Origin of the sequence: Streptacidiphilus sp. MAP12-16, from assembly GCF_041262165.1 — a bacterium.
In the GTDB taxonomy this organism is placed as follows: domain Bacteria; phylum Actinomycetota; class Actinomycetes; order Streptomycetales; family Streptomycetaceae; genus Streptacidiphilus.
Map to the genome: position 1 here is coordinate 70453 of NZ_JBGCBY010000004.1, position 20925 is coordinate 91377.

The window sequence follows — 20925 nt, forward strand, 5'->3', positions numbered from 1 at the left end:
GTCCGGCTGCCACGCGCCAGACGTTACCTGCTGGCAGTGACAGAAGTCCTGTCTCCTGGCCGAATTGAAGTGCCCGGGTCGGCAGGGTCACAGCATGAAATCCGGCCATGTGTTGGCAAACCAGACAGAGCGGAAGAACATCTGTCAGATCATCATCCCGAGCCTGTGGACAACTTTCCGCACCGGTTGCGTCGAGCGGGCATCCTCGGTCCGGACGACGGAATCTCCGCCGTCCGGGAGGAGAACCATGCGCCCCTGTCTCAAACCCGCCCTGCGGCGGGCCTGGCGTGACCGTCACACGCTGCAGTTTGGCGTCGGTCGTGCGCACGCGGCCGTGCTCGAGTCGGCGGCGCCGGACGACATCGCCCTCCTCGAACTCCTCGACGGCACCAGGGAGCTGCCCGCGCTCGCCGCGGAGGCGGCCAGGCTCGGCATCGACCCGGCCCAGGTCGACAGCCTGCTCGATCGCCTGAGCGCCGCGAAGGTGCTCGACGACGGCACGGCTCAGCGCCCGCTGCTGGAACTGCACCCGGCCGAGCTCGCCCGCCTCGGGCCCGACCTCGCCGGCCTCTCCCTCGCCCATCCCGAGCCCGGCAGCGCGCCGGCGCTGCTGCTCGCCCGACGCCGGGCGCGCGTCCAGGTGCGGGGCGCGGGGCGGATCGGCGCCGCGGTCGCCGCCGTCCTGGCCGCCTCCGGCGTGGGTCAGGTCGAGGTGGTCGACGGCGGCCGGGTCCTGGAACAGGACGCCTCGCCGTGCGGGCTGCTCGTCGCGGACACCGGCCGCCCCAGGGCCGCGGCCGCCCGCGCCGCCGTGCGCCGGGCGGCGCCGGGCCGCCCCGACGACCACCCGGGGCAGCGACGCCGCCCCGACCTGGTCGTGCTGGCCCCGCGCGGCGACTCCGCCGGGCTGCTGCCTGATCCGGAGCTGAGCCGCGAACTCCTGAGCGCCGGTACCACGCACCTGTACGCCGGAGTGCTGGAAACCCTGGGCACGGTCGGCCCGTTCGTGGTCCCCGGCTCCTCTCCCTGCGGCCGTTGCCTGTCGCTTCACCGCAGCGACGAGGACCCGGCCTGGCCCCGGTTGCTGGCACAGCACTGCTCCGGGCGCGGCAGCGGCGGCACCGCCGCCTGCGACTCGGCACTGGCGAAGATGAGATTTAGGCAGATTTAGCCCCAGCCCGCGCGAGGCGGAACGCTCAGTGCCGAAAGCCAGAGGTCAATGCTGTCCTTGTCTACGTTCAAGCACAGGTCCAGATCGATCATCACACTCAGCGCGGCGTTCCGTGTGCCCCCCTTGGGAGGTGATGGTGGGGTGTCGGCTCTCTGCTGACCAGCGTTGTCAGACAGAAAGAAGGCTTCACACAGCCGCAGGAACTGTTCGACTGTGATTTCGCGTCGGCGCGCACCCCTGCAACAGCACACCGCGCATGACTCATGTTCCGCCGTCGTACCGGTCATGATCGCCTCCAAGCCGGTTAACGGGCCAACCTGCCCGTCTTTCCAGGACGCACCCGGAGCCACTCACCCCGCAACCCCGGCATGGCGACTCCTTGCGGACTACACAACGGGTGTGTATCGTCATGTGTGTAAGCGATACACAACGCCCAGCGCTACCCGAAGGAGTGCGCCGTGAGGATGAACATCTCCGTCCCCGACGACCTCGCCGAACGGGTCCGCGCCCGCGACCTGCCGATCAGTTCGATCTGCCAGGACGCACTGCGCAAGGCCGTCCGACAAGCAGAACAGACGGAAAAGATCATGATCGACATCGAAGTCGTCATCGAGCGCCTGCGTGGCACCCAGGACGAGGAACGGAACCGGACCGTGGAGCAGGGCCGACGGCTCGGCATCCGCTGGGCGAAGGAGCGCGCAACCGCCGCCGAACTGGAGCAGGTCGCCACGGACCGGTGGCACGGACTGCGCGGATTCGGGGATGCCGACCTTAGCATCACGGAGTTCTACAACGAGATGCAGGAGAAGGGATTCGCGACGTTCAATGCGGAGTACGCCGACGAGAACACCGAGAGCTTCTTCGAGGGTGCACGTGAGATCTGGGATGCCGTCGCAGACAAGCTGTGACCACCCCTCACGCCACCGCACCGGCCTCGGCCCGCATGCCCACGACGGGGACATCAGGCCATCCCGCCGCTCGGCACCCAACAGTCATCCGTAGATCATCATCTGACTGGAGGTCAGGGTGTGGTATTTTCTACTGGGCGACAGAAGCCGGAAGGAAGTATTTCTCCGGATCTCGCGCTCCCCTCGGGTTCCCCGAGGATGCGGACTGCAGATTGACCGAGACACACCGACGAGTGCCTCCCAAGTCAATCGATATAGTCCCCCGCACACCAGAACGACTGTGGTGTGCCCATGGTTCACATACATCGCTTTGCGAGACCCTAGCTCGTCGGGGCACAGCGTCTCGGTTTCAACCACATCAGGTGTGGTTGGGCCGAGCCTGCCCCTGCTCGGTCTGACCCGAAGGGAAAGGGCGTCAGACCGAACATGGCAACCGTAGGATGGGCCGCCTTTGTCGTCGGGTTCCTCGGCGGCGTCTTCTGGATCTTGGGCTACCTTTTTGATCAGATACCTGCCTTGTGTACAAAGGCGATCAAAGCGGTGCAGTCGATGCGCGAGCTCCATACCGCTTTCAAGTCGGACGTCGCAGTCATTCTTCCCGGGGATGAAGATCCCAGTCGTGTCGAATAGCTCATAGCAGATCCATCGTGAGGCCGCCCGTTCGGTGCTTGAATCCGGGCGGTCGGCCTCGCCCCCGTATTCGCCGTATCGACGGAGATCCAGATCATCACTCTCAAGATCGCCGCACACAAGAACCTATAGGGAGTTAAACCGGCGACGTGGGTCAATCGCGCCCTCGCGCGACCGACCATGTTCGACCCACCCCCCATCTTCCTTTGGTGGCACGGGAGTTGACGATGCCGGTCGGTCGTCGGTCGATCCGGGCTCTCAAGATCGCTGGTGACAACCAAGCTCGCTGAGGATGGTTGTCAAGAACGGCCAGCCAGCGGGGGGTGGGTGGGGCTGCCTTGGATTGCAAGGCCAAAGGGACTCCCTGGGAGGGTCTCAGCCATGGGGGGGATTCCTGGAATTTCAAAATCCTAGAATCCTAAATCCTAGAATCGAATTTTGGATATTTTTGAATTCAATTCTGAAAGAAATCGGGGTGTGGTAACCCCTTGCTAGGCATGGGGGTAGGGGGTGGGGTAGTAGGCGGCAGGCATGGGGCCTGCCTGTGCCTGCCTGTGCCCTGCCGATGGAGGGGGGTGGCGTTTTTTACGGGTACCGGCACCCTGCCAGACGCACCGCCACAGCGCGTGCAGGCAGCGTCCTGCCCCTGCTGTGTGTAGACCTGGGCACTGTGGTGGCGCATGACATGCCCCCAAGATCGGCATGGGGGGGAGTGCCCGTATCCGCCGTACCAATGTCGCGGTCCGGCGGGTCGGCCCGCCAGTCGAGGAACAAGATCGTCGCACATGCGATGATCTTCAAGGTCCAAGATCATGGAGATCGTCCGAGTTCGTGGACTCCTGGCCATGCCTGCCTGGTCCTGCCAGGGTGCGGGGTCCTGGCAGGGTGCCGGGTGTTCCTGCATGCCACCCAATGTCTTTGCCACCCACGCGTGTTGACTGGCGCGGGTGCACAAATCCCATGGGCGGCACGTGAGTTGGGACCGGGGCGTACACATGGATGGTCCCCGACCAACTGCAACCACGCGGTGACAAGACGCGCGGCAGGATGTGCAGTCGGCCGAGGACCCGTCGGCCCGGTGCCAGTCGGTGCGCTGCAAGAGGGACGCGCCGCGATGCCACGGGCCTGCCGGAATCGCCAGGGAAGGCGTGCCCGCAATTCCGGCAGTCTTATGCAGTTGTCGCCACGTCGAGCAGGACAGCAGCGCCGGGAATAACGAGACCGGCCCCGACACGTGCCCAAAGCAGCAGGCCACGCTCTCCAGTCGGACGCTGGTTAGCACCCAAGATATGCGGCACCAGTTCTATCCGCTGAGTCGCGAAATCGACGATGGTATAGGCGGCTTTCCAATCGCCGTACATGGCGACGTAGTGGTCGGCGGTCGCTGTGGTCACGATTGCCGAAACGCCATCCATATCGCTGGCTTCGCCGACAGCGCGACGCAGCAGTGTAGGCGGATCTTCCTGGAGACTCGGGAACTTGAGAGCACCGTTCGTCGTTTCCATCTGCATCAAAGCGTTGATTGTGGAGAGCTGGAACAGCCATGATGCATTCGGCTGGAAGCGCGGACCCAGAGCGTTCTGCATTTTGAACACATCGGCTGCGGCAAAAGTTTCAGGAGTTGTCGGCGCGATTTCCTGACCCGTATCAGCCAGAGCCGTCACCAAGCCCTGCGGCTGGGTGGTGCCGTTACCGTTGACGAATGCTTTCGCCGTGAGCTGGTCGTATCCGTCCGTCAGCAGCCGCGATAGGTCAGCAAGAGCGCCACCATATGCAGCCGTTTCATACTCGAAGCTGAACGGCACAAAGCTGGATGCCTTGAAACCCTTGATGCTGGGAGATGCGAGGGTCGGCGAGCCGTCGTCAACCTCGCCACCCTCAGCGAGCCAGGCATTTGTGACAGCAGCAGATGTCACCGGCCGGAATTCGGTGCCGATCTCGACCCTGGTCTGAGCGAGGTTGCGAATAGGCGAAATCGACCCGGCATCGGACAGCCGCAGCGTCGGATCGATCACAGTCGGAATCTGGAAGCCCCCGGATGTGGTGGTGCTGGCGACCATTGCGCGCATTTCCGATGCGACGGCTTCGGCGCGACGATAGGCGGCAGCTTCCTCGCCATCCCACAGCAAATGGCCACGCTCACCACTGAGACCCTTGGTGAATGCTCGCACGTACGCGGGATCGGAGAGCGCGGCGGTCAATCGCATGGCGATCGGCGAGGAGTCGGCCAATGCAGCCGCACGCTCGGCAGCGCTGGCAGGCATCTCATTGCGCGACACGTAGCCATCGAGCTGGCGGCTGAGCGCATCGCGCGGGGAGGCATTGTTGGCGTCGTCTCGCCGCTGGCCGCCCGGCCCGGAATCGGAGCCGTTCTCCAGGCAGCCGGGTCGCGCGGCTGCGGCGTGGAGACGGGCATAGGAGTCGGCGCGCTTACGCAGCACGTCCAAAGCGTTTTCGATGTCGTTGAATTCGCGTTCGGAGTCGCCGTCCAATGCGTCGCCGTCTTGCCGGTCGAGGATCTGCCTGGCTTCGGCTGCGAGTTCTTCACGTCGGCGGCTGATATCCGCTTCCGGTGTGTATTTGATATCGGAAAGGTCCATTGCTATCACCATTTGAGAACAATTTCGAGTCGACGCCGAGCGGTGTCGACTGTGAGAGTTTGGGGGGCACTACTGCGGACACCGTGAATAGTTGCACTGGCATAGGCGGGGAATGGCGTCAGAGAGACTTCATGCAATGAGGCTTCGTGCCTGATGGTCACATGGCCCTCGCGGCTACTGCGAATCGGCCTGAAACCTACGCTGAAGGAATCGAGGGTGCCGTCTTTGACCAGTGCCAGCGCCTCATCTGCGGCGGGCGTCTGCGCGAGATGGAAAGCAGCCATCAAACCATCCGGCGATTCCTGCGCATCCGTCATCCGGCCAAGGGGCATGCGCATACGGTCGTGCAAACCCATCAGTTTGACTTTCGATACGCCACGCTCACGCATACTACGGGCGAATGCACCGGGCATGAATTTCTCTTTGTAACTGCCGCGACCATCGCTGACTTCAGCCGTCTGGTTGTAGGGCATCACCATGCCGTGAACGGTGCGACCGTCACCGGCCATGTCAGCGGCAACAGGGAAGGTTCGGAATAGCAGCGTAGTCATCTCAGGTCACCAATTCGAGCGCGCGAAATACTGGCAGCGCTATCGGCGACGACCGGGTGTCCGGGTCGGCCCCAACGGGTCTTCGGTGCGGTCAGATGCTTTGTTAGCTGCTGCCAGCATACAGCTAATTCTCCGTCAGATTCAGATCCAGCCGCCGGGTGGTGCGTCCGGCCCGTCCATGGTCGGCGGCTTGAACACCCCTTCGGTGATCTCCCCGATCACAACCGCATTCTCGACCAGCAAGAAGCCATAGCGGCCATTCACGAACCCTTCCAGCAACAGGGGGGCATCGGGTCGCTGCCATACCTGCTCCATGCGGCGGACAATCGAAGCGGTGACGCCTTCCATCATCGCGGCCCGCATGTCATCGGGCGTCGGCTCCGCATCACTGTGCGAAGCGGCGAAGTCATCGAATTCGTTGTTTTTAGCGTTCTCGTCGTCGTTAGTGGCCATTGCTCTCATACATCCTTTCCGCTGCCGTGACAATATCGATCCGTTGGCTGGTTATCCGTATCTGCAATCTGCCGGCCGTGTAGTCGTCGGCTATAGTGCGGGCATTCTGAGTGCTGAAAAGGTCCGTCAGCAATGCCATGATTTGCAGCATCGCCTGATGGATGGCCTTGTCGTCGCCGTTGCGGCGCAGAAACTCGGCCTGCTGTGCGCTGATGTCAGGAAATCGAGTTTCCTTGTCTACATCCTGAGATCCCAATGTAATCAACTCTCTTGGCCGTTGGGATATGCGAGCGGAACGGGGGGTCTGTTTGCTCTGTTACCTTCCATGGATAAGCTCTTTCCAAGATCGCCGCCGCCCTCGCGGCCCTCGCCGTTGATCTTCCGGCGAATGGGCGGATGCATCCGCCGCCGTGCGCGCCTCTTTAGGGCGCGCGGCGCGCGCGGCCTCGGCGAGCTGTTCGGCCTGGTGGGCAAACGGCGGCGATCATGGAGCGACTCCTAGGGTCATTTGGTCGGCCGTTTGGTCGGCCGAATGGTCGGTGATGAAGTGATGTATCGCTTGGTCGCGGCCGGTGCCCCTGCGCTGTTCCACGACGTTCCAGCGGACGAGAGTGTCTCGGGCTGCGCGGACTGTGCTACGCGGCCCTTGCACATTCGTCTCGATCTCATGAGCGGTCACACCGGGGTTCTCTTGAATGTAGTCGCGGACTGCATCACGGATTGCGTCGTGTTCGACGCTGCGGCGTTCCGCTGCCGACAGTAGTCCGTCCGCCCATCCCTCCTCGGAGATGAGACAAATGGATGGTCCGCGTGGTTCCGGGGTAAAGACGATTTCGAGATCCTCCGGGCCGTCTTTCTGCTTGTAGACGCTGAGTGTCGCGCGGTGATCCTTCTTTCTCATGTGCAGAATCGTGTCGGCGGCCCCCTCTACGGCTTGCCCGCCACGTCCTGATGGGTCGCCGGATTTACCGTCGTGGTGGACGAGCAGAACTGTTGCACCGGTGGTGGTTTGGAAATCATGGAGCACCGTGATGATGATATCGAGTTCGGTATTGCTGTTCTCGTCGATGCCAGGCGCGCATCTCGCCCTTGTGTCGAATACGATGAAAACGATGCCTCTTTTGATGGCCCATTGGGTGACGATAGCCATTTCGGCGGGGTTCGCGATGTTGACTCGCTTGGGATAGAACGCGATGCCTGTCATTTGGCCGTGCTCCATGACCCATGCTCGGTTACGGTATTTCTGCCCTGCCTGTCCTTCGGCGACGACATAGCCGGTGTTGCCTTGCTTGGTGGCGTGGTCGTGCCAGGGGATTCCGCTGCCGATGCTCGCGGCTATGTCCAGTGCGGCGAACGATTTGTACGATCCGGGAGCGCCGACGATTTGCGTCAACGTGCCTTGCCCGATCAGATCGGCAATGAGCCACACGGGGTCGGGCAGTTTGTCAACCTGCTCCGGTGTCAGAACCTCTGACTCGAATTCATGCAGCGTCAGTGCGTTCTGGGAGTTCTCGATAGCGTCGGCTCGGCGTTTCACATCTCGTCGCTGCAATTCACGCCTGGTCAGATTCTCGACGGTCTCACGGTCGAGAGCCTCCGCCTTCATCCATGCGTCGACAAGCGCCGGGCGGAGCTGGCCATCGGGAATCAGGGCCGCGTGGGCGATGCATTGCTGCTCCCGCGTGGGTTGCGGCGTAAGATTGGCCCCAGAACCAGCCGCAACGTCAGCCGCTTTGGTTTCTGTGGGGCCGTCTTCCGGGCGGCCCCCAACCGTGGGCTCAGTCATCCGGAATCGACCCCCGAATTGCCATGCTCACGCATGTCGGGATTGGCGAGCAGGACCGCCAGTTTCGCGCGCTGCTCCGGTGTCAACGCTGGCCAGGTTTCGACCGTCGCCCGTATGTGCTCCTCAAGGCGGGCGGCTCGTAGATCGCGCTCAAGCCCGCTGTGATCGGCCTCGGGGTGGTGCCGCTTCAGCGCGGCGGTGCGTGCGGATAGCACACGGTGTTCGGGGGTCTTGGCGGCCACGGGCCACACTCCGTCACGAACCAGGCCAGGGGCGCGAGGCTCCTGGCGTGTGGTTCGCGAGTGGTGGCCTGCCCAACCCTGGGGTCGGGGGTCCGTGGTGAGGGGCTCCGGCGCGCGAAGCGACAGGAAACCTGCCGCACATCGATCGTACTCCGAGGTGCGGGTCAGGCGGCGGGCCGCTTCGGCTCGATCACAACCGTCTCGGTGTCAAAGTACGGCTCACCCTTGCGCCAGCCTGTCGGTCGGCCGCGCCGCGCGGGCTGGACCGTGATCGTCATGAGCGCGTCCACGACGCCACGCTTCCGCGATAGGTCCAGCTTCTTCCAACGGTCCCGCACATCCGCCACACCGACCAGTCCGGCCAGTACCGGCACCCGCGCCGACTCGGCCAATTCCCGCTGCACCATGTCGAGTTGGGCATGGAGCTTCCGCGAGCCAGCTGCCAGCTGGGCGGTGTCCAGGACCCCGGCCGCGTGCAGCTCGGCCTGTTCGGCGAGACGCTGACGCAGTGCCTCGGCCTTGGTCGCCAACTCTGCTGTGTTCGGGGCCGGTTGAAGCAGCAGGTCCGTGGCGTCGTCGCGCTCCAGGCGTGCGATCACATGCCGTTCGATATAGTCGTCCAACCCGGCCGCGCCACGGGACACGTGCCGTTCACTGCGGCACCGGTAGGAGGCGGCGCGGCAACTCGCGTGGCCACCGTTCGTCGCCGCCCGCAGCGGCAGGCCGCACCAGCAGCGTGCGATGCCGGACAGCAGATGGCTCCGGGCGTTGCCGGGCGAGGTGCGCCGGGCCGGGTCGCTGAGCAGCGCCCGCACTCCCCGGCACGTGGCCTCGGAGATGATGGCGGGCCACTCGCCCGCGCCGACAATCTCGCCGCCATGCTCGACCAGACCGGCCAGACTGGCCCTGCTCAGGGTCCGGCGCACCGTGGTACTGACCCAGGGGCGTCCCTCCGGCCGTGAGGCGACCGCAGGCGTGCGAAGACCGACGGCATTCCAGTCCCGAGCAACGGCCGACAACGACTGTCCGGCCAGCAGTGCGGCGCAGCCGGTCCGGATCGCCTTAGCCTCGACCTCGCGGATCACGGGCGCGGCTTCCGCCGTCGCGATCTGCTCGTAGCCGAAAGCCCTTGGTCCGCCGGGCCACTTCCCGTCTTCCTGGCGCTGTTTCTTGGCTCTGCGGACCCGGGCGCGGTGGTGCTCGGTCTCGTGCCGGGCCGTGGCACCGAGCAGCCGGGCGACCAGGCGACCGGTCGGCGTGCTGAGGTCCACGGCACCGGCCGTCGCGGTGACGACCGGCACGCCCAGCTTCTCGATCAGCCCTATGAACGTCTCCAGCTCGGCCGGTCGGCGGTGCAGCCGGTCGGTGTGCCAGGCCAGCACCCCGTCCACGGTCCCGCTCTCCAGGTCGGCGAGCAGACGCAGGTACGCGGGTCGGGGCTTGCCGGTGCTCGCGCTCAGGTCGTTGTCCATGTAGACCCCGGCCACGGTCCAGCCAAGCCGTTCGGCCAGTTCCTCGCAGTCGGCGCGCTGGCGGTCCACGCCCAGCTCGGAGCCGTCGCGGTCCTTCGAGATACGGACATAGATCGCCGCGCAGGTCGGGGTGCTCACGACTCTCGCTCCTTGGTGTCGGCGGCGTCGTCAAAGCCGTACTCCGCCCAACCGCCGTGCGGCTCCATCTCAACCGGCGTGACGCCCTCCTCGGAGAGCAGCACCGGCCCCGTGCTGCCGGTACCAACCTCGACCCGCGTGCGCGGCTGCGCGGCCAGCCAGTGGATGTACCTGTCGGTGCGGGCGATCAGGTCCGGGTCCAGCCACCAGGACGGATGGGCCGCCGCGCCGCTGTGCTCCTCCTCCTCGGCCTCAAGGCCCCCGCAGACGTGGCAGACCGGGATGCAGCGGCAGGGGGTGACGCGGGAGCCGGACGGGATCTCACCCTCACGCGGTGCAAGATCGCCACCGCAGCGCGGGCACTCGGCGTTCTCGATCATGCCGGTGATGTCGGCGACCCTCTCGACGGCGGTGTCGTCACTGTCGGGATCGTCGGGGTCGAGCAGCAGGGCGAGCAGGCACTGCGGCCGGTACGGGTGCGTTCCACTGAACGTGGTGATCGTCATGACGCGACCCTCCAACCGGCGGGCAGCTCGATTTCGATGGTCTCGCGGGTGACGTGCACCTCACGGCCCTCACGCGGCACGCCCTGCGCGTCGAGCTGGGCGTGGATGGACCTCTCGATGACCTCACTGCCGGACGCGCCGACCAGCCGCGCCGCGTCGACGTCCTCTTGCGTGACCTCAAACTCGATCTTGGCTGTCTTCATGGTGTTCGCCTTCTTTGCTCCCTATTACACCCAGCATCTACCCACAAAGTGTGCCTTTCTACACATTTCGCCCTGGCCACCACCGTGGCCGGGTTGGCCGCCCTGCACTGCCTGATCTTCCTGGACGGGGGATCACCCCCTAGCCTGGGCGCGTGGGCCGAGGTCTCGATGGTCGACGGCTCCATGCGGCGGCGCCCGCTCGATCCTCACCCCGACTGCGGCTGCTGCTGGAGCGGCGGGGCGGAAGGACCGGGCCCGACGGACCGGCCCCGGGCGGACCGCCGTGCTGGGGGACAATCGCTCGGGGGGACAATGATGGCAACCCTTGACCCGGCAACTGGGAGGCAGGCGTGAGCGATCTTCCGCGCAAAGCCGTGACCCGCACGGCCAAGCTCGCTGCCCTCCCGCTGGGGATGGCCGGGCGGGCGACCTTGGGCCTCGGCAGGCGGATCGGCGGTCGCCCCGCCGACGTCGTCGCCGCCGAACTCCAGCAGCGCACCGCCGACCAGCTGTTCCGGATCCTCGGGGAGTTGAAGGGCGGGGCCATGAAGTTCGGCCAGGCCCTGTCGGTCTTCGAGGCCGCGCTGCCGGAGGAAGTCGCCGGGCCCTACCGCGCCGCGCTGACGAAACTCCAGGAGGCCGCGCCACCGATGCCGGCCGCCTCCGTGCACGCCGCCCTGGCCGAGCGGCTCGGCTCGGACTGGCGCGACCTCTTCCTGGAGTTCGAGGACAAGCCCGCCGCGGCCGCCTCGATCGGCCAGGTGCACCGGGCGATCTGGCACGACGGCCGCGAGGTCGCGGTCAAGGTCCAGTACCCGGGGGCCGGCGACGCGCTCCTGTCCGACCTGACCCAACTGGGCCGGGTCGCCCGGTTGATCGGCCCGCTGATCCCCGGACTCGATGTGAAGCCGCTGATCAGCGAGCTGCGCAACCGGGTCACCGAGGAGCTGGACTACGCACTGGAGGCACAGTCCCAGCGGGTCCACGCGGCGGAGTTCGCCGATGACTGGGACATCTCCGTCCCCGGCGTGGTCGCCCAGGGCGACCAGGTGCTGGTCACCGAGTGGATGGAGGGCCTGCCGCTGTCCGAGGTGATCAGCAAGGGCACCCAGGAGCAGCGCGACCGCGCCGCGCACCTGCTCGCCCGCTTCCTGTTCGCGGGGCCGGCCCGGACCGGGCTGCTGCACGCCGACCCGCACCCCGGGAACTTCCGGCTGCTGGTCGACGACGGACCGGCCGAGGGCTGGCGGCTCGGCGTCCTGGACTTCGGCACGGTGGACCGGCTGCCCGAGGGGCTTCCGCTGCCGATCGGCGCGGCCCTGCGGATGGCCCTGGCCGGCGACGCCGAGGGCGTGCTGGAGATGCTCCGGCAGGAGGGCTTCGTCAAGCCGTCGATCGACCTCGACGCGGCGGCGGTGCTCGACTACGTGCTGCCCATCATCGAGCCCGCGGCGGCGGAGGACTTCCACTTCACCCGCAGTTGGATGCGGTCCCAGGCGGCCCGCGTCGGCGACCCCCGCTCTCCCGCCTACTCGCTGGGCCGACAACTGAACCTTCCTCCGGCGTATCTGTTGATACACCGGGTGACGCTGAGCACCATCGGGGTGCTCTGCCAGCTGGACGCGACCGCGCCGCTGCGGGCGGAACTGCTGGAGTGGCTGCCGGGCTTCGCCGAATCGGTGGAGTGGGCCGAGGCGTAGACAGCCCGCAGGCCCGGAGCGGGCACTGTGTGCCTGTTCCGGGCCTGCTCGGTGTGGTGTGGTTCGGTCTGTGGTGTGGTTCGGTCTGTGCTGCGGTTCGGTCGGTGCTGCGGTTCGGTCTGCTGCGGTTCGGTCTGCTGCGGTTCGGTCCGCCTGACGGTGTGTGTGTCCGTAGCGCGGTGGAACTACTGCATGACGACGCCGGCGAGCGCCCTGCGGGCGCGCAGCGTGGCGCGTTCGGCGCGGCGCCTGAGCCGCATGGCGTGCAGCAGGCGTTCGTGCTCCGCCTCCTGCAGGCGTTCCTGCATATGGACACGGGCCAGGGCTTCGGGCATGAGTTGCATGTGGAGGAGGCTCCTACTCGGGGTGGTCGCGGGGGCGGCGGTGCCGCGTGCGTCGGGGTTGCCGGTGGTGAGAGGGGACATCAGGGCCTGCTTGTCGGACGTCGGATCGATGGACGGGTGGGTGGTCGGCACTGCTGTGTCGGTCTTCGCGGTGGCTTCCCGCACCGACCTGCGCAGCGCGTTCGCAGGGGTGTGACGGGCGGTCATGCGACGACCTCGTTCTTGCGCGGACGGCCACGGGGCCGCTTCCGGGCGACGACGACACCCTGGACAAAGAGCTCGCCACCCCAGACACCCCAGGGCTCCCGGCGCTCCAGCGCACCCTGCAGGCACGCCTCCTTGACCGGGCAGGTCCCACAGAGGGACTTGGCGTACTCGACGTCGGCGGGGGTCTCCGCGAAGAAGACCTCGGGGTCGAGGGAACGGCACGGGATGGGCGCGCCGAGGGCCTCAGCCTCGTCGAACGCGGTGATCTGCATCAGTGATACCTCCGGGGGGTGGGCCTGCTCGGTCTGCGCAACGGCTGGAGCGAATGGGGCGGGCGGGGCGGGCGGGCTGGTCACCGGTGACACGTTGTCCTCAGTCATCTCTGTTGTGTGCTGCTGTTGGGTGCTGCTGTTGTGTGCTGCTCTGTCTGGTGCTGCGTGTGGACTTGTTCCGCAAAAAACAGAAGGGCCGCGGATCCCGAACGGGATTCCGCGGCCCTGGAAGGCGCCCTGATGAAGGATCAGGTTCGTTCTTTCCAGGGTTCAGGCCCGCGGATGGACCTCACTGCGTGGTGCTGCGGAGACTGCTTGGCATTCGGCTGGTTGTTTCCGGCACTCGCTGCGTAGGCGTAGCCGTAATCGGCTGCGACTGCTGCTACGGGTGCCGACATCGGTCGCTCGTCGCGCATGATCGTCCACGTCGCCAGAACGCCCTCGACACGGATCGCGTCGACACCGGTACCGGTGGAGGACAGATCGCTGCCTTCGACTCCGGAGCCGAAGCCACCAAAGCCACCAAGGACCGGGGCGAAGACGGGCAGGGCTGCGGCGGGCATGCCGAGGCAGGCGGCGGTCATGGGCCGACCAGTCGTTTTGATCAGGTTTGTGGTCACAATGTCCGCCTCCTTCCGGCGTGCTCGGAGCCCGGCGAGCCGGGCCCTTCGATGGTCAGTTGTCTTGGTCGTGCAGGCGGTGCGGGTGTTGCAGCTGGTGCAGAACATGAGGCCTGCGTCGGATGTGGTCCGACTAGGCCGACAGTCTCGTTCCCTTGACCGTCTCCGGCACGCTAGTGCGCTCCGAGCTGCGGATGCAAACTATTTTTCCGGCGAGTTCTCTGCGGTGTCGCTCTCGTCCCAGACGTCCTGAATGTCACCCGATTCCTCATGAGGTTCGGGCGGCGTGTCCGTCAAGGACTCCCCACGACACAACGACAGCACGGCGTCGCCGTACTTGTCCAGCTTCGCCTGGCCGACTCCTGCGATTCCGGACAGTTCGGCGACCGAGGCGGGCGCGTCCTCGGCGATCGCGATCAGCGTGGCGTCGGTGAAGACGCAGTAGGCCGGAAGGCTCTGCGTCCGGGCCTGCTCGCCGCGCCACTCGCGGAGCCGCTCGTACAGGCCCTCGTCCAGATTGGAGGGGCAGCCCTCGCAGCGGCGCAGCTTGCGCTCGACCGCCTCGGTGAGCACCCGGCCGCAGACCCGGCACTTCAGCGGCGCCTTGGCCCGGCGCGCGCTGCCGCCCCCGGCCGCCGCCGCAGCGCCCGCGCCCGCGCCGCGGGACCCGCGCGCGCCCGTCCCCCCGGGACGCAGTCCGTCCAGGAAGCGGGACGGCTGGCGGCCACCCCGGCCCCCGGGGGAGCGGGACAGCGCCCAGGAGAGTGTGAGATGGGCCCGCGCGCGGGTCACCCCGACGTAGAGCAGCCGGCGCTCCTCCTCGACCTGCTCGTCGGTCTTGGCATAGGTGATCGGCATCATGCCCTCGGTCAGGCCGACCAGGAACACGGCGTCCCATTCCAGGCCCTTGGCGGAGTGCAGCGAGGCGAGGGTGACCCCCTCGACGGCCGGGGCGTGCTGTGCCGCCGCGCGGGCGTCCAGCTCGGTGACGTAGACGGCGAGGTCGGCGGGGAGGTTCGCGGCGTGCCGCGCCGCCTCGAACTCCTCGGCGAGACGGACCAGCGCCGCCAGCGACTCCCAGCGCTCGCGCACCGCGCCCGACCCGGCCGGGGGCTGCGCGGCGAACCCGCGGGTCGAGAGCACCGCGCGTACCTGCCCCGCGAGGGTCTCCGGCGCGCCGTCGAGCAGCGGGTCGCTGCTGCCCCGCGCCGCCCCGCGCAGCAGCATCCCGGCCTCGCGGACCTCGGGACGCTCGAAGAAGCGCTCGGCCCCCCGGAGTTGGTAGGCGATACCGAGGTCGGCGAGGGCCTGCTCGTAGACCGCCGACTGGCCGTTGGTGCGGAACAGTACGGCGATCTCACTCGCGCGCACGCCGGAGGCCAGCAGCGCCTGGATGCGCTTGGCGGTGCCCTCCGCCTCCGCGGGCTCGTCCGGGTACTCGGTGTATGCGGGGTCCGGCCCCGGCTCGCGCTGGGAGACCAGCTCCAGCCGGTGCCGGGCGGCCTGGCCGCGCGCCTGGCTGAGCAGCCCGTTGGCGAGGTGCACCACCTGGGGGGTGGAGCGGTAGTCGCGGACCAGCTTCACCACGGTGGCGTCCGGGTGCTTCGTCCGGAAGTCCAGCAGGTACGAGGGGGTCGCACCGGTGAACGAGTAGATGGTCTGGCTGGCGTCGCCGACCACGCACAGACTGGAGCGCGGGCCGAGCCAGAGGTCGAGCAGGCGCTGCTGGAGCGGCGAGACGTCCTGGTACTCGTCCACGACGAAGTGCTGGTACTGGGCCCGTACCTGGTCGGCGACCTCGGCCCGGTCCTCCAGCACTCCCACCGCGAGCAGCAGCACGTCCTCGAAGTCGATGACACCGCGGTCGCGCTTGATCTCCTCGTAGACCTTGTAGACCTGACGGATCTCCGCCGGATCGCGCGGGGCCTCGCGGCCGGCCTTGCGGGCGGCGGCGGGGTAGTCCTCGGGAACGGTCTGGGTGACCTTGGCCCACTCGATCTCGCTGGTCAGGTCCCGCAGCTCGGTGCGCTCCAGGCGCAGACGGCAGCGTCCGGCGGCCTCCGCGACGAGCTGGACCTTGCGCTCCAGCAGGCGAGGAAGCTCTCCGCCGACCACCCGCGGCCAGAAGTACTGGAGCTGGCGCAGCGCGGCGGAGTGGAAGGTCCGGGCCTGGACACCGTCGGCGCCGAGCTCCCGCAGCCGTCCACGCATCTCCCCCGCGGCGCGCGCGGTGAACGTCACGGCGAGGACGCGCTGGGGCTGCATCACGCCGCTGCGGACGCCGTAGGCGATCCGGTGGGTGATCGCGCGGGTCTTCCCCGTCCCGGCGCCCGCCAGGACGCAGACGGGGCCGCTGAGGGCGGTGGCGACGGCGCGCTGCTCCGGGTCGAGCCCGGCGAGCACGGCGTCGGCGTCGGCGTCGCGCGACAGAGGGCCGCGCGGGGCGTGAAGGACGTCGCTGGGGCGGGGCCGCGCGCCCGGGAGCTCAACCTGGCTGTCTTGCATGGGCCCATCCTCTCAAGCCCTTGGGACGCTCCGCCCCGAGTTGTCCACAGCCCCGGTAGTCCAATACGCCTTATCGACCTTGTTCGGCCCTTGTTCGGCCGCTTGCTCGGCCCCTTGCTCGGCCGGCTGTTCGGGCACCGTCCCGCGAACGGAATGTTCCGTAGAAGCCGCGCGTTGCACCAGTGCTCGCCGACCGAACAGAGACAAGGAGCGACCTGGATGTCCGCCACGATCACGATGTACAGCACCACCTGGTGCGGCTACTGCCGTCGGCTGAAGACCCAGCTCGACCGCGAGGGCATCGGTTACACCGAGGTCAACATCGAGGAGGACGCCACGTCTGCCGCCTTCGTCGAGAAGGTCAACGGCGGCAACCAGACCGTGCCGACCGTGCTCTTCCCGGACGGCTCCGCGCTGACCAACCCGTCGCTCGCACAGGTGAAGGCCAAGCTGGCCGCCTGAGCCTGCGACCAGGCAAGACCCCCAGCCGAGCGCATCGCCACGGGCGCCCCTCCGCAGCAGCGAACCGCGGAGGGGCGCCCGTCCGCGTCGGCGCGGCTGCTCACTCGCCCGCGCCCTCCCCCGCACGCTCGCCGAGCGCGTAGACGAGTCGGTTGCGGTCGGCGCAGTAGCGGGTCTCGGTGACCCGGATCGGACCGGCCTCAGTGAAGCCGGTGCGCAGCTGGACCAGCAGCGGCACCCCGGGCCCTGCCTGGAACCACTGGGCCTCCTCGGGGTTGGGCATCCGGGCGGCGAGTTCGTCCACGCAGCCGATCTCGACGTGGCCCGCCGCGCCGAGCGCGACCTCGTCGCCGCCCTCGACCGGATCGGGATCCATCAGCGCGGTGCTGGCCGCGAGCGCGACCGGATAGTGGCTCTCCTCGATGGACCAGGGCTCGCCGTCCATGTGCCGCAGCACCCGGCGCAGGACCACGGCCTCGCCGGCGTTGATACGCAGCCGATCGGTGATGTCAGTGGTCGCTCGTACGATCAGCATCTGGAAATCCGCCGTCAGTTTCCGCCCCGCCTGCTCCGCCTCCCGCGCGTATGAGAGAGAAGGGGGCGTGAGCGGCGTTCCCGGGGCGGGTTCCGAGGGTGCCCGATATGCATGGTGATCCAGGACCGGATGGTCCTTCAGATAGGTTCCTTTTCCCTGAACCCGAACCAGAAGCCCCTCATTGACCAGCACATCAACTGCTAGTCGGACAGTATTACGAGCGACCCCATATTGGTTTTCCAGCTCGCTTTCCACGGGCAGCGACTCCCCGCCCTGCCACTCGTTGGTCATGATCCGGCGGCGCAGATCCGCGGCCAGTCGCTGGTATTTGGGGGCCTGTCCCGGGCCACGAGAAATGTTCATTCAGCGAATGTAGCCATTCGGCTTGCGGAACATCGGAGAAACCAGCCAACATAAGTCAAGATTGGCGCAATCCCAACTATTCCAACCACTTGCGTACCCATCACAACCATGCCCCAAATGCAGCAACGCCGTCCGCAAGCGGTGACGGCCGCACCGGGGTAAGTCCGTATTCAGCCATCTCGCACGGCCGGAGCAGCCACGATGAACAACCGGAGAGCCTGGGCCGCGATCGCCTCCTTCCCTCCGCACCCGCAGAACGTCCGCCATGCCCGGCGGATCACCAGGACCGCGCTGGCCGCCTGGGGTGCGCCCGACCTCATCGACAGCGCGGAGATGCTGGTCTCCGAACTGGTCACCAACGCCCTGCAGTACGGCCGGGGCCCGGTCGACCTGACCCTCGCCCTGACCGGGCAGAGCCTGCGGATCGCCGTCACCGACGAGGGCACCTCGCTGCCGGTGCCCCGCACGGCCGACGCGGACGCCCAGAGCGGTCGCGGCCTGTCGATCGTCGACACGCTCGCCGACAGCTGGGAGGTGGTGGTTCGGCTCACCGGAAAGACGGTGACCTGTGTGCTGGCGGTCAAGCCGGCAGCGGTGTCGGCGGGGGCAGCGACGTCAGCGGACGCGCAGCGGCCCCGTGTCCGCTCTTCGGGTGAACACGGGGCCTGAGGCGAACAGGGGGCGCACGGCCCACTCATTCGCTACCTCATTCGCTACCAGCGAGCGGACTCGGGGAGCGGTCCGCCGTACCAGAGCTCCACCAGCCGGCGAGCGATGGAGATCCCGGAGGGCGGCAGCACCTCGCCGCTCTCCATACCCGCCTTCAGCTCCTCCCGGCTGAACCAGCGGGCCTCCGAGAGCTCCTCGCCGTCGACGGTGATGTCCGTGCCGCCGTCGCGCTCGTCGGCACGCGCGAGGAAGCCCAGCATCAGGCTGGACGGGAAGGGCCAGGGCTGGCTGGCGACATAGGTCACCGAGGGGAGGTCGACCCTGACGCCGGCCTCCTCGGCCACCTCGCGGGCCACCGCCTGCTCCAGCGACTCGCCCGGCTCCACGAAGCCGGCCAGGGTCGAGTAGCGCCCCTCCGGCCACAGCGCCTGGCGCCCCAGCAGCGCGCGGTCCTCCCCGTCGGTGACCAGCATGATCACAGCCGGGTCGGTGCGCGGGTAGTGCTCGCGCGCGCAGGAGGTGCAGCGCCTGACGTGCCCCGCCGCGGCAGGCACCGTGGCATGCCCGCAGCGCGAGCAGAAACGATGCGACCGGTGCCAGTTCTCCAGCGCCACGGCGTTCACCAGCAGCCCCGCGTCCCGGTCGTTCAGCAGCGCGCCGACTTCGCGCAGACCGGCCGGGCGGGCGTCGCCGTCCAGCCGGCCCGGCAGCGAGCCGCCGGTGAGCGCGACCGCGAAGTAGGCGGTGCCGTCGTCCTCTTTCCCGAGGAAGTAGCGCTCGCCGCCGTCCGGCGCCTCGAAGGAGGGCAACAGCACCAGCCGGGTGCCCAGGTCGCCGTCGCCGTCGACCACGAAGGCCTGGCCTTCGGCGACCACGAGCACCCGGGTGCCGGGATGGCTCCATGCGGCGGCGAGCCAGGGCTCGTCCTGCCGGTGCTCCGACGCGCGGTCCACGCCGGCCCGGGCCAGCGCGAGCGGCAACCCCACGACATCCACCCCGGTGTTCTCTCCCTGCGACTCCACGCTCACGCCGTACCCATCTCCCCGATCATCACTACCTCGACCCACATGCCAACCCCGGCGACTGGAACCGTTTCCAGGACTAGTCAGGACTAGTCGGCGGCGTTCCAGTGCTCGGCGAGGTCCCCCCAGAGGTACGCGGAGGTCTCCACGCCCTTCGCCAGCAGGTCGAGCTCCACCTTCTCGTTGACGGAGTGCCAGCCGTCCGAGGGGACCGAGATCCCGAGGAAGAGCACCGGCGCACCCAGCACGTCCTGCAAATCGGCCGCAGGTCCGGACCCGCCCTCACGGGTGAATCTGATCTTCTGTTCGAATGCACGCCCCATGGCGCGGACGACAGACTGCAGCGCCGGGTGGTCCAGCGGCGTCAGGCACGGCCGGGTCGCACCGGGGAAGACGATCTCGTGCCGGATACCGGCCGGGAGCTGGGCGGTCACCCACGCCGCGACGGCCTGCCGGACCTTCTCCACATCCTGACCGGCCACCAGCCGGAAGGACAGCTTGAGGTGCGCCTCGGCCGGGATGATGGTCTTGCCGCCGGGGCCGGTGTAGCCGCCCCAGATCCCGTTGACCTCCGCGGTCGGCCGGGCCCAGATCCGCTCCAGCGTGCTGAAGCCCTGCTCGCCCAGCGTGGCCCGGGACTTGGCGACGGACAGCCACTCGGTGTCGTCGAACGGCAACTCGGCGAACAGCTCCCGTTCCTGCTCGGTGAGCTCGACGACCCCGTCGTAGAAGCCCGGGATCGCCACCCGCCGGTCGGCGTCGTGCAGCGCGGCTACCAGCCGGGCCGCCTCGGTCGCCGGGTTGGGCACAGCGCCGCCGAAGGAACCGGAGTGGATGTCCTGCGAGGGACCGAACAGGTCGATCTGGCAGTCCGCGAGGCCCCGCATCCCGGTGCAGACCGTCGGGGTGTCCGCCGACCACATGCCGGTGTCCGAGATGATCACGACATCCGCGGCCAGGCGGTCGGCGTGCTTGCGGATCAGCGCGGCGAAGTTCGGCGACCCGGACTCCTCCTCACCCTCGACCAGCAGCTTCAGATTGACCGCGGGCGCGGTGCGGCCGGTCGCCGCCAGGTGCGCCCGCAGGCCCAGGGTGTGGAAGAAGACCTGGCCCTTGTCGTCCGCCGCGCCGCGCGCGAACATCCGGCCGTCGGTGACGACGGGCTCGAAGGGGTCGGTGTCCCAGCCGTCCTCACGGGCGGCGGGCTGCACGTCGTGGTGCCCGTAGACGAGGACGGTCGGCGCTGACGCGTCCCCCGAGGGCCACTCCGCGAAGACGGCGGGCAGGCCGCCGTTCTCGGTCTCCCACACCTCGGCGACCGGGAACCCGGTCGACCGCAGCTTGTCCGCGAGCCACTCCGCCGATCGGCGAACCTCGCCGGCCCGGCCCGGATCGGCCGAGACGGAAGGAATGCGGAGCCAGTCCGCAAGGTCGTCAAGAAAGGCGGGGCGGTGCTCGGCGATGAACTCGCGGACCGCGCTGTCCGAGGTAGTCGTCATGGTGACGACTCTAGTTCGAAGCTCAGCGCGGCCTCGCATCCCCTCCCACCGCTACGGGCGGGAGGGG

The 20925-nt window shown here is 67.8% G+C and carries 21 protein-coding genes and 1 pseudogene; 6 read left to right on the forward strand and 16 right to left on the reverse strand.

From position 1 onward, the window contains the following. Positions 1-247 precede the first annotated feature (247 nt). On the forward strand, positions 248-1171 hold the full coding sequence (locus ABIA33_RS06055) for a ThiF family adenylyltransferase (RefSeq protein WP_370077896.1): 924 nt from the start codon (positions 248-250) through the stop codon (positions 1169-1171). 464 nt (positions 1172-1635) lie between these two features. After that, positions 1636-2079: a type II toxin-antitoxin system CcdA family antitoxin gene (locus ABIA33_RS06060; protein WP_370078385.1), complete on the forward strand. Its 444-nt coding sequence runs from the start codon at positions 1636-1638 to the stop codon at positions 2077-2079. Between the two features lie 1799 nt (positions 2080-3878). Here the strand turns inward: ABIA33_RS06060 and ABIA33_RS06065 are convergent. The 3 genes from ABIA33_RS06065 to ABIA33_RS06075 all read right to left on the reverse strand — a co-directional run bounded on the left by ABIA33_RS06065 (position 3879) and on the right by ABIA33_RS06075 (position 6313). Then, positions 3879-5309, reverse strand: coding sequence for a phage major capsid protein (locus ABIA33_RS06065; protein ID WP_370077898.1), 1431 nt, complete (start codon positions 5307-5309; stop codon positions 3879-3881). Between the two features lie 5 nt (positions 5310-5314). Then, on the reverse strand, positions 5315-5860 hold the full coding sequence (locus ABIA33_RS06070) for an HK97 family phage prohead protease (protein WP_370077900.1): 546 nt from the start codon (positions 5858-5860) through the stop codon (positions 5315-5317). A 141-nt stretch (positions 5861-6001) separates the two neighbouring features. Beyond that, entirely contained in the window at positions 6002-6313 is a 312-nt protein-coding gene (locus ABIA33_RS06075) for a hypothetical protein (RefSeq protein ID WP_370077902.1), read from the reverse strand. Between ABIA33_RS06075 and ABIA33_RS06080 the strand changes: the two genes are divergently transcribed. Continuing rightward, a complete protein-coding gene (locus ABIA33_RS06080; protein WP_370077904.1) occupies positions 6306-6815 on the forward strand; it encodes a hypothetical protein in 510 nt (169 codons plus the stop codon). The genes ABIA33_RS06075 and ABIA33_RS06080 overlap by 8 nt on opposite strands. Here the strand turns inward: ABIA33_RS06080 and ABIA33_RS06085 are convergent. The 5 genes from ABIA33_RS06085 to ABIA33_RS06105 all read right to left on the reverse strand — a co-directional run bounded on the left by ABIA33_RS06085 (position 6798) and on the right by ABIA33_RS06105 (position 10660). Then, positions 6798-8099, reverse strand: coding sequence for an AAA family ATPase (locus tag ABIA33_RS06085; RefSeq protein WP_370077906.1), 1302 nt, complete (start codon positions 8097-8099; stop codon positions 6798-6800). The two genes, ABIA33_RS06080 and ABIA33_RS06085, sit on opposite strands and share 18 nt — an antisense overlap. After that, positions 8096-8341, reverse strand: a complete 246-nt coding sequence (locus ABIA33_RS06090) for a hypothetical protein (RefSeq protein WP_370077908.1) — start codon at positions 8339-8341, stop codon at positions 8096-8098. Before ABIA33_RS06090 ends, ABIA33_RS06085 begins: the two co-directional genes overlap by 4 nt. Before the next feature lie 164 nt (positions 8342-8505). After that, complete coding sequence (locus tag ABIA33_RS06095) at positions 8506-9951, reverse strand: recombinase family protein (RefSeq protein WP_370077910.1); 1446 nt, start codon at positions 9949-9951, stop codon at positions 8506-8508. Beyond that, entirely contained in the window at positions 9948-10457 is a 510-nt protein-coding gene (locus tag ABIA33_RS06100; protein ID WP_370077911.1) for a hypothetical protein, read from the reverse strand. Before ABIA33_RS06100 ends, ABIA33_RS06095 begins: the two co-directional genes overlap by 4 nt. Then, positions 10454-10660, reverse strand: coding sequence for a hypothetical protein (locus ABIA33_RS06105; RefSeq protein ID WP_370077913.1), 207 nt, complete (start codon positions 10658-10660; stop codon positions 10454-10456). Before ABIA33_RS06105 ends, ABIA33_RS06100 begins: the two co-directional genes overlap by 4 nt. Before the next feature lie 350 nt (positions 10661-11010). Here ABIA33_RS06105 and ABIA33_RS06110 point away from each other — a divergent pair, with 350 nt between their 5' ends. After that, positions 11011-12360 carry an ABC1 kinase family protein gene (locus ABIA33_RS06110; protein WP_370077915.1) on the forward strand — a complete coding sequence of 450 codons (1350 nt, stop codon included), beginning with the start codon at positions 11011-11013 and terminating at the stop codon, positions 12358-12360. Between the two features lie 185 nt (positions 12361-12545). On the opposite strand, the gene ABIA33_RS06115 is transcribed toward ABIA33_RS06110, so the two are convergent. The 4 genes from ABIA33_RS06115 to ABIA33_RS06130 all read right to left on the reverse strand — a co-directional run bounded on the left by ABIA33_RS06115 (position 12546) and on the right by ABIA33_RS06130 (position 16206). Next, positions 12546-12911 (reverse strand): hypothetical protein, encoded by a 366-nt coding sequence (locus ABIA33_RS06115; protein WP_370077917.1) that lies wholly within the window; start codon positions 12909-12911, stop codon positions 12546-12548. Beyond that, positions 12908-13291, reverse strand: coding sequence for a WhiB family transcriptional regulator (locus tag ABIA33_RS06120; protein ID WP_370077919.1), 384 nt, complete (start codon positions 13289-13291; stop codon positions 12908-12910). Before ABIA33_RS06120 ends, ABIA33_RS06115 begins: the two co-directional genes overlap by 4 nt. A gap of 140 nt (positions 13292-13431) precedes the next feature. Continuing rightward, positions 13432-13767, reverse strand: coding sequence for a hypothetical protein (locus ABIA33_RS06125; protein WP_370077921.1), 336 nt, complete (start codon positions 13765-13767; stop codon positions 13432-13434). 237 nt (positions 13768-14004) lie between these two features. Beyond that, positions 14005-16206: an ATP-dependent DNA helicase UvrD2 gene (locus tag ABIA33_RS06130; RefSeq protein ID WP_370078387.1), complete on the reverse strand. Its 2202-nt coding sequence runs from the start codon at positions 16204-16206 to the stop codon at positions 14005-14007. 321 nt (positions 16207-16527) lie between these two features. Between ABIA33_RS06130 and ABIA33_RS06135 the strand changes: the two genes are divergently transcribed. Further along, positions 16528-16770 (forward strand): mycoredoxin, encoded by a 243-nt coding sequence (locus tag ABIA33_RS06135; protein WP_370077922.1) that lies wholly within the window; start codon positions 16528-16530, stop codon positions 16768-16770. A 100-nt stretch (positions 16771-16870) separates the two neighbouring features. Here ABIA33_RS06135 and ABIA33_RS06140 read toward each other — a convergent pair whose 3' ends face one another. Together ABIA33_RS06140 and ABIA33_RS06145 are read right to left on the reverse strand one after the other, a co-directional pair. Beyond that, positions 16871-17305 carry a UTRA domain-containing protein gene (locus ABIA33_RS06140; RefSeq protein WP_370078389.1) on the reverse strand — a complete coding sequence of 145 codons (435 nt, stop codon included), beginning with the start codon at positions 17303-17305 and terminating at the stop codon, positions 16871-16873. 153 nt (positions 17306-17458) lie between these two features. Beyond that, positions 17459-17668 (reverse strand): annotated as a pseudogene (locus ABIA33_RS06145) (GntR family transcriptional regulator); the annotation flags it as partial. Positions 17669-17869: 201 nt separating this feature from the next. On the opposite strand from ABIA33_RS06145, the gene ABIA33_RS06150 reads away from it, so the two are divergent. Next, positions 17870-18337 (forward strand): ATP-binding protein, encoded by a 468-nt coding sequence (locus tag ABIA33_RS06150; protein ID WP_370077924.1) that lies wholly within the window; start codon positions 17870-17872, stop codon positions 18335-18337. A 44-nt stretch (positions 18338-18381) separates the two neighbouring features. On the opposite strand, the gene nudC is transcribed toward ABIA33_RS06150, so the two are convergent. Both nudC and ABIA33_RS06160 read right to left on the reverse strand, forming a co-directional pair. After that, a complete protein-coding gene (gene nudC / locus ABIA33_RS06155; RefSeq protein WP_370077926.1) occupies positions 18382-19359 on the reverse strand; it encodes an NAD(+) diphosphatase in 978 nt (325 codons plus the stop codon). An 89-nt stretch (positions 19360-19448) separates the two neighbouring features. After that, positions 19449-20858 (reverse strand): dipeptidase, encoded by a 1410-nt coding sequence (locus tag ABIA33_RS06160; protein WP_370077928.1) that lies wholly within the window; start codon positions 20856-20858, stop codon positions 19449-19451. Positions 20859-20925: the final 67 nt, after the last annotated feature.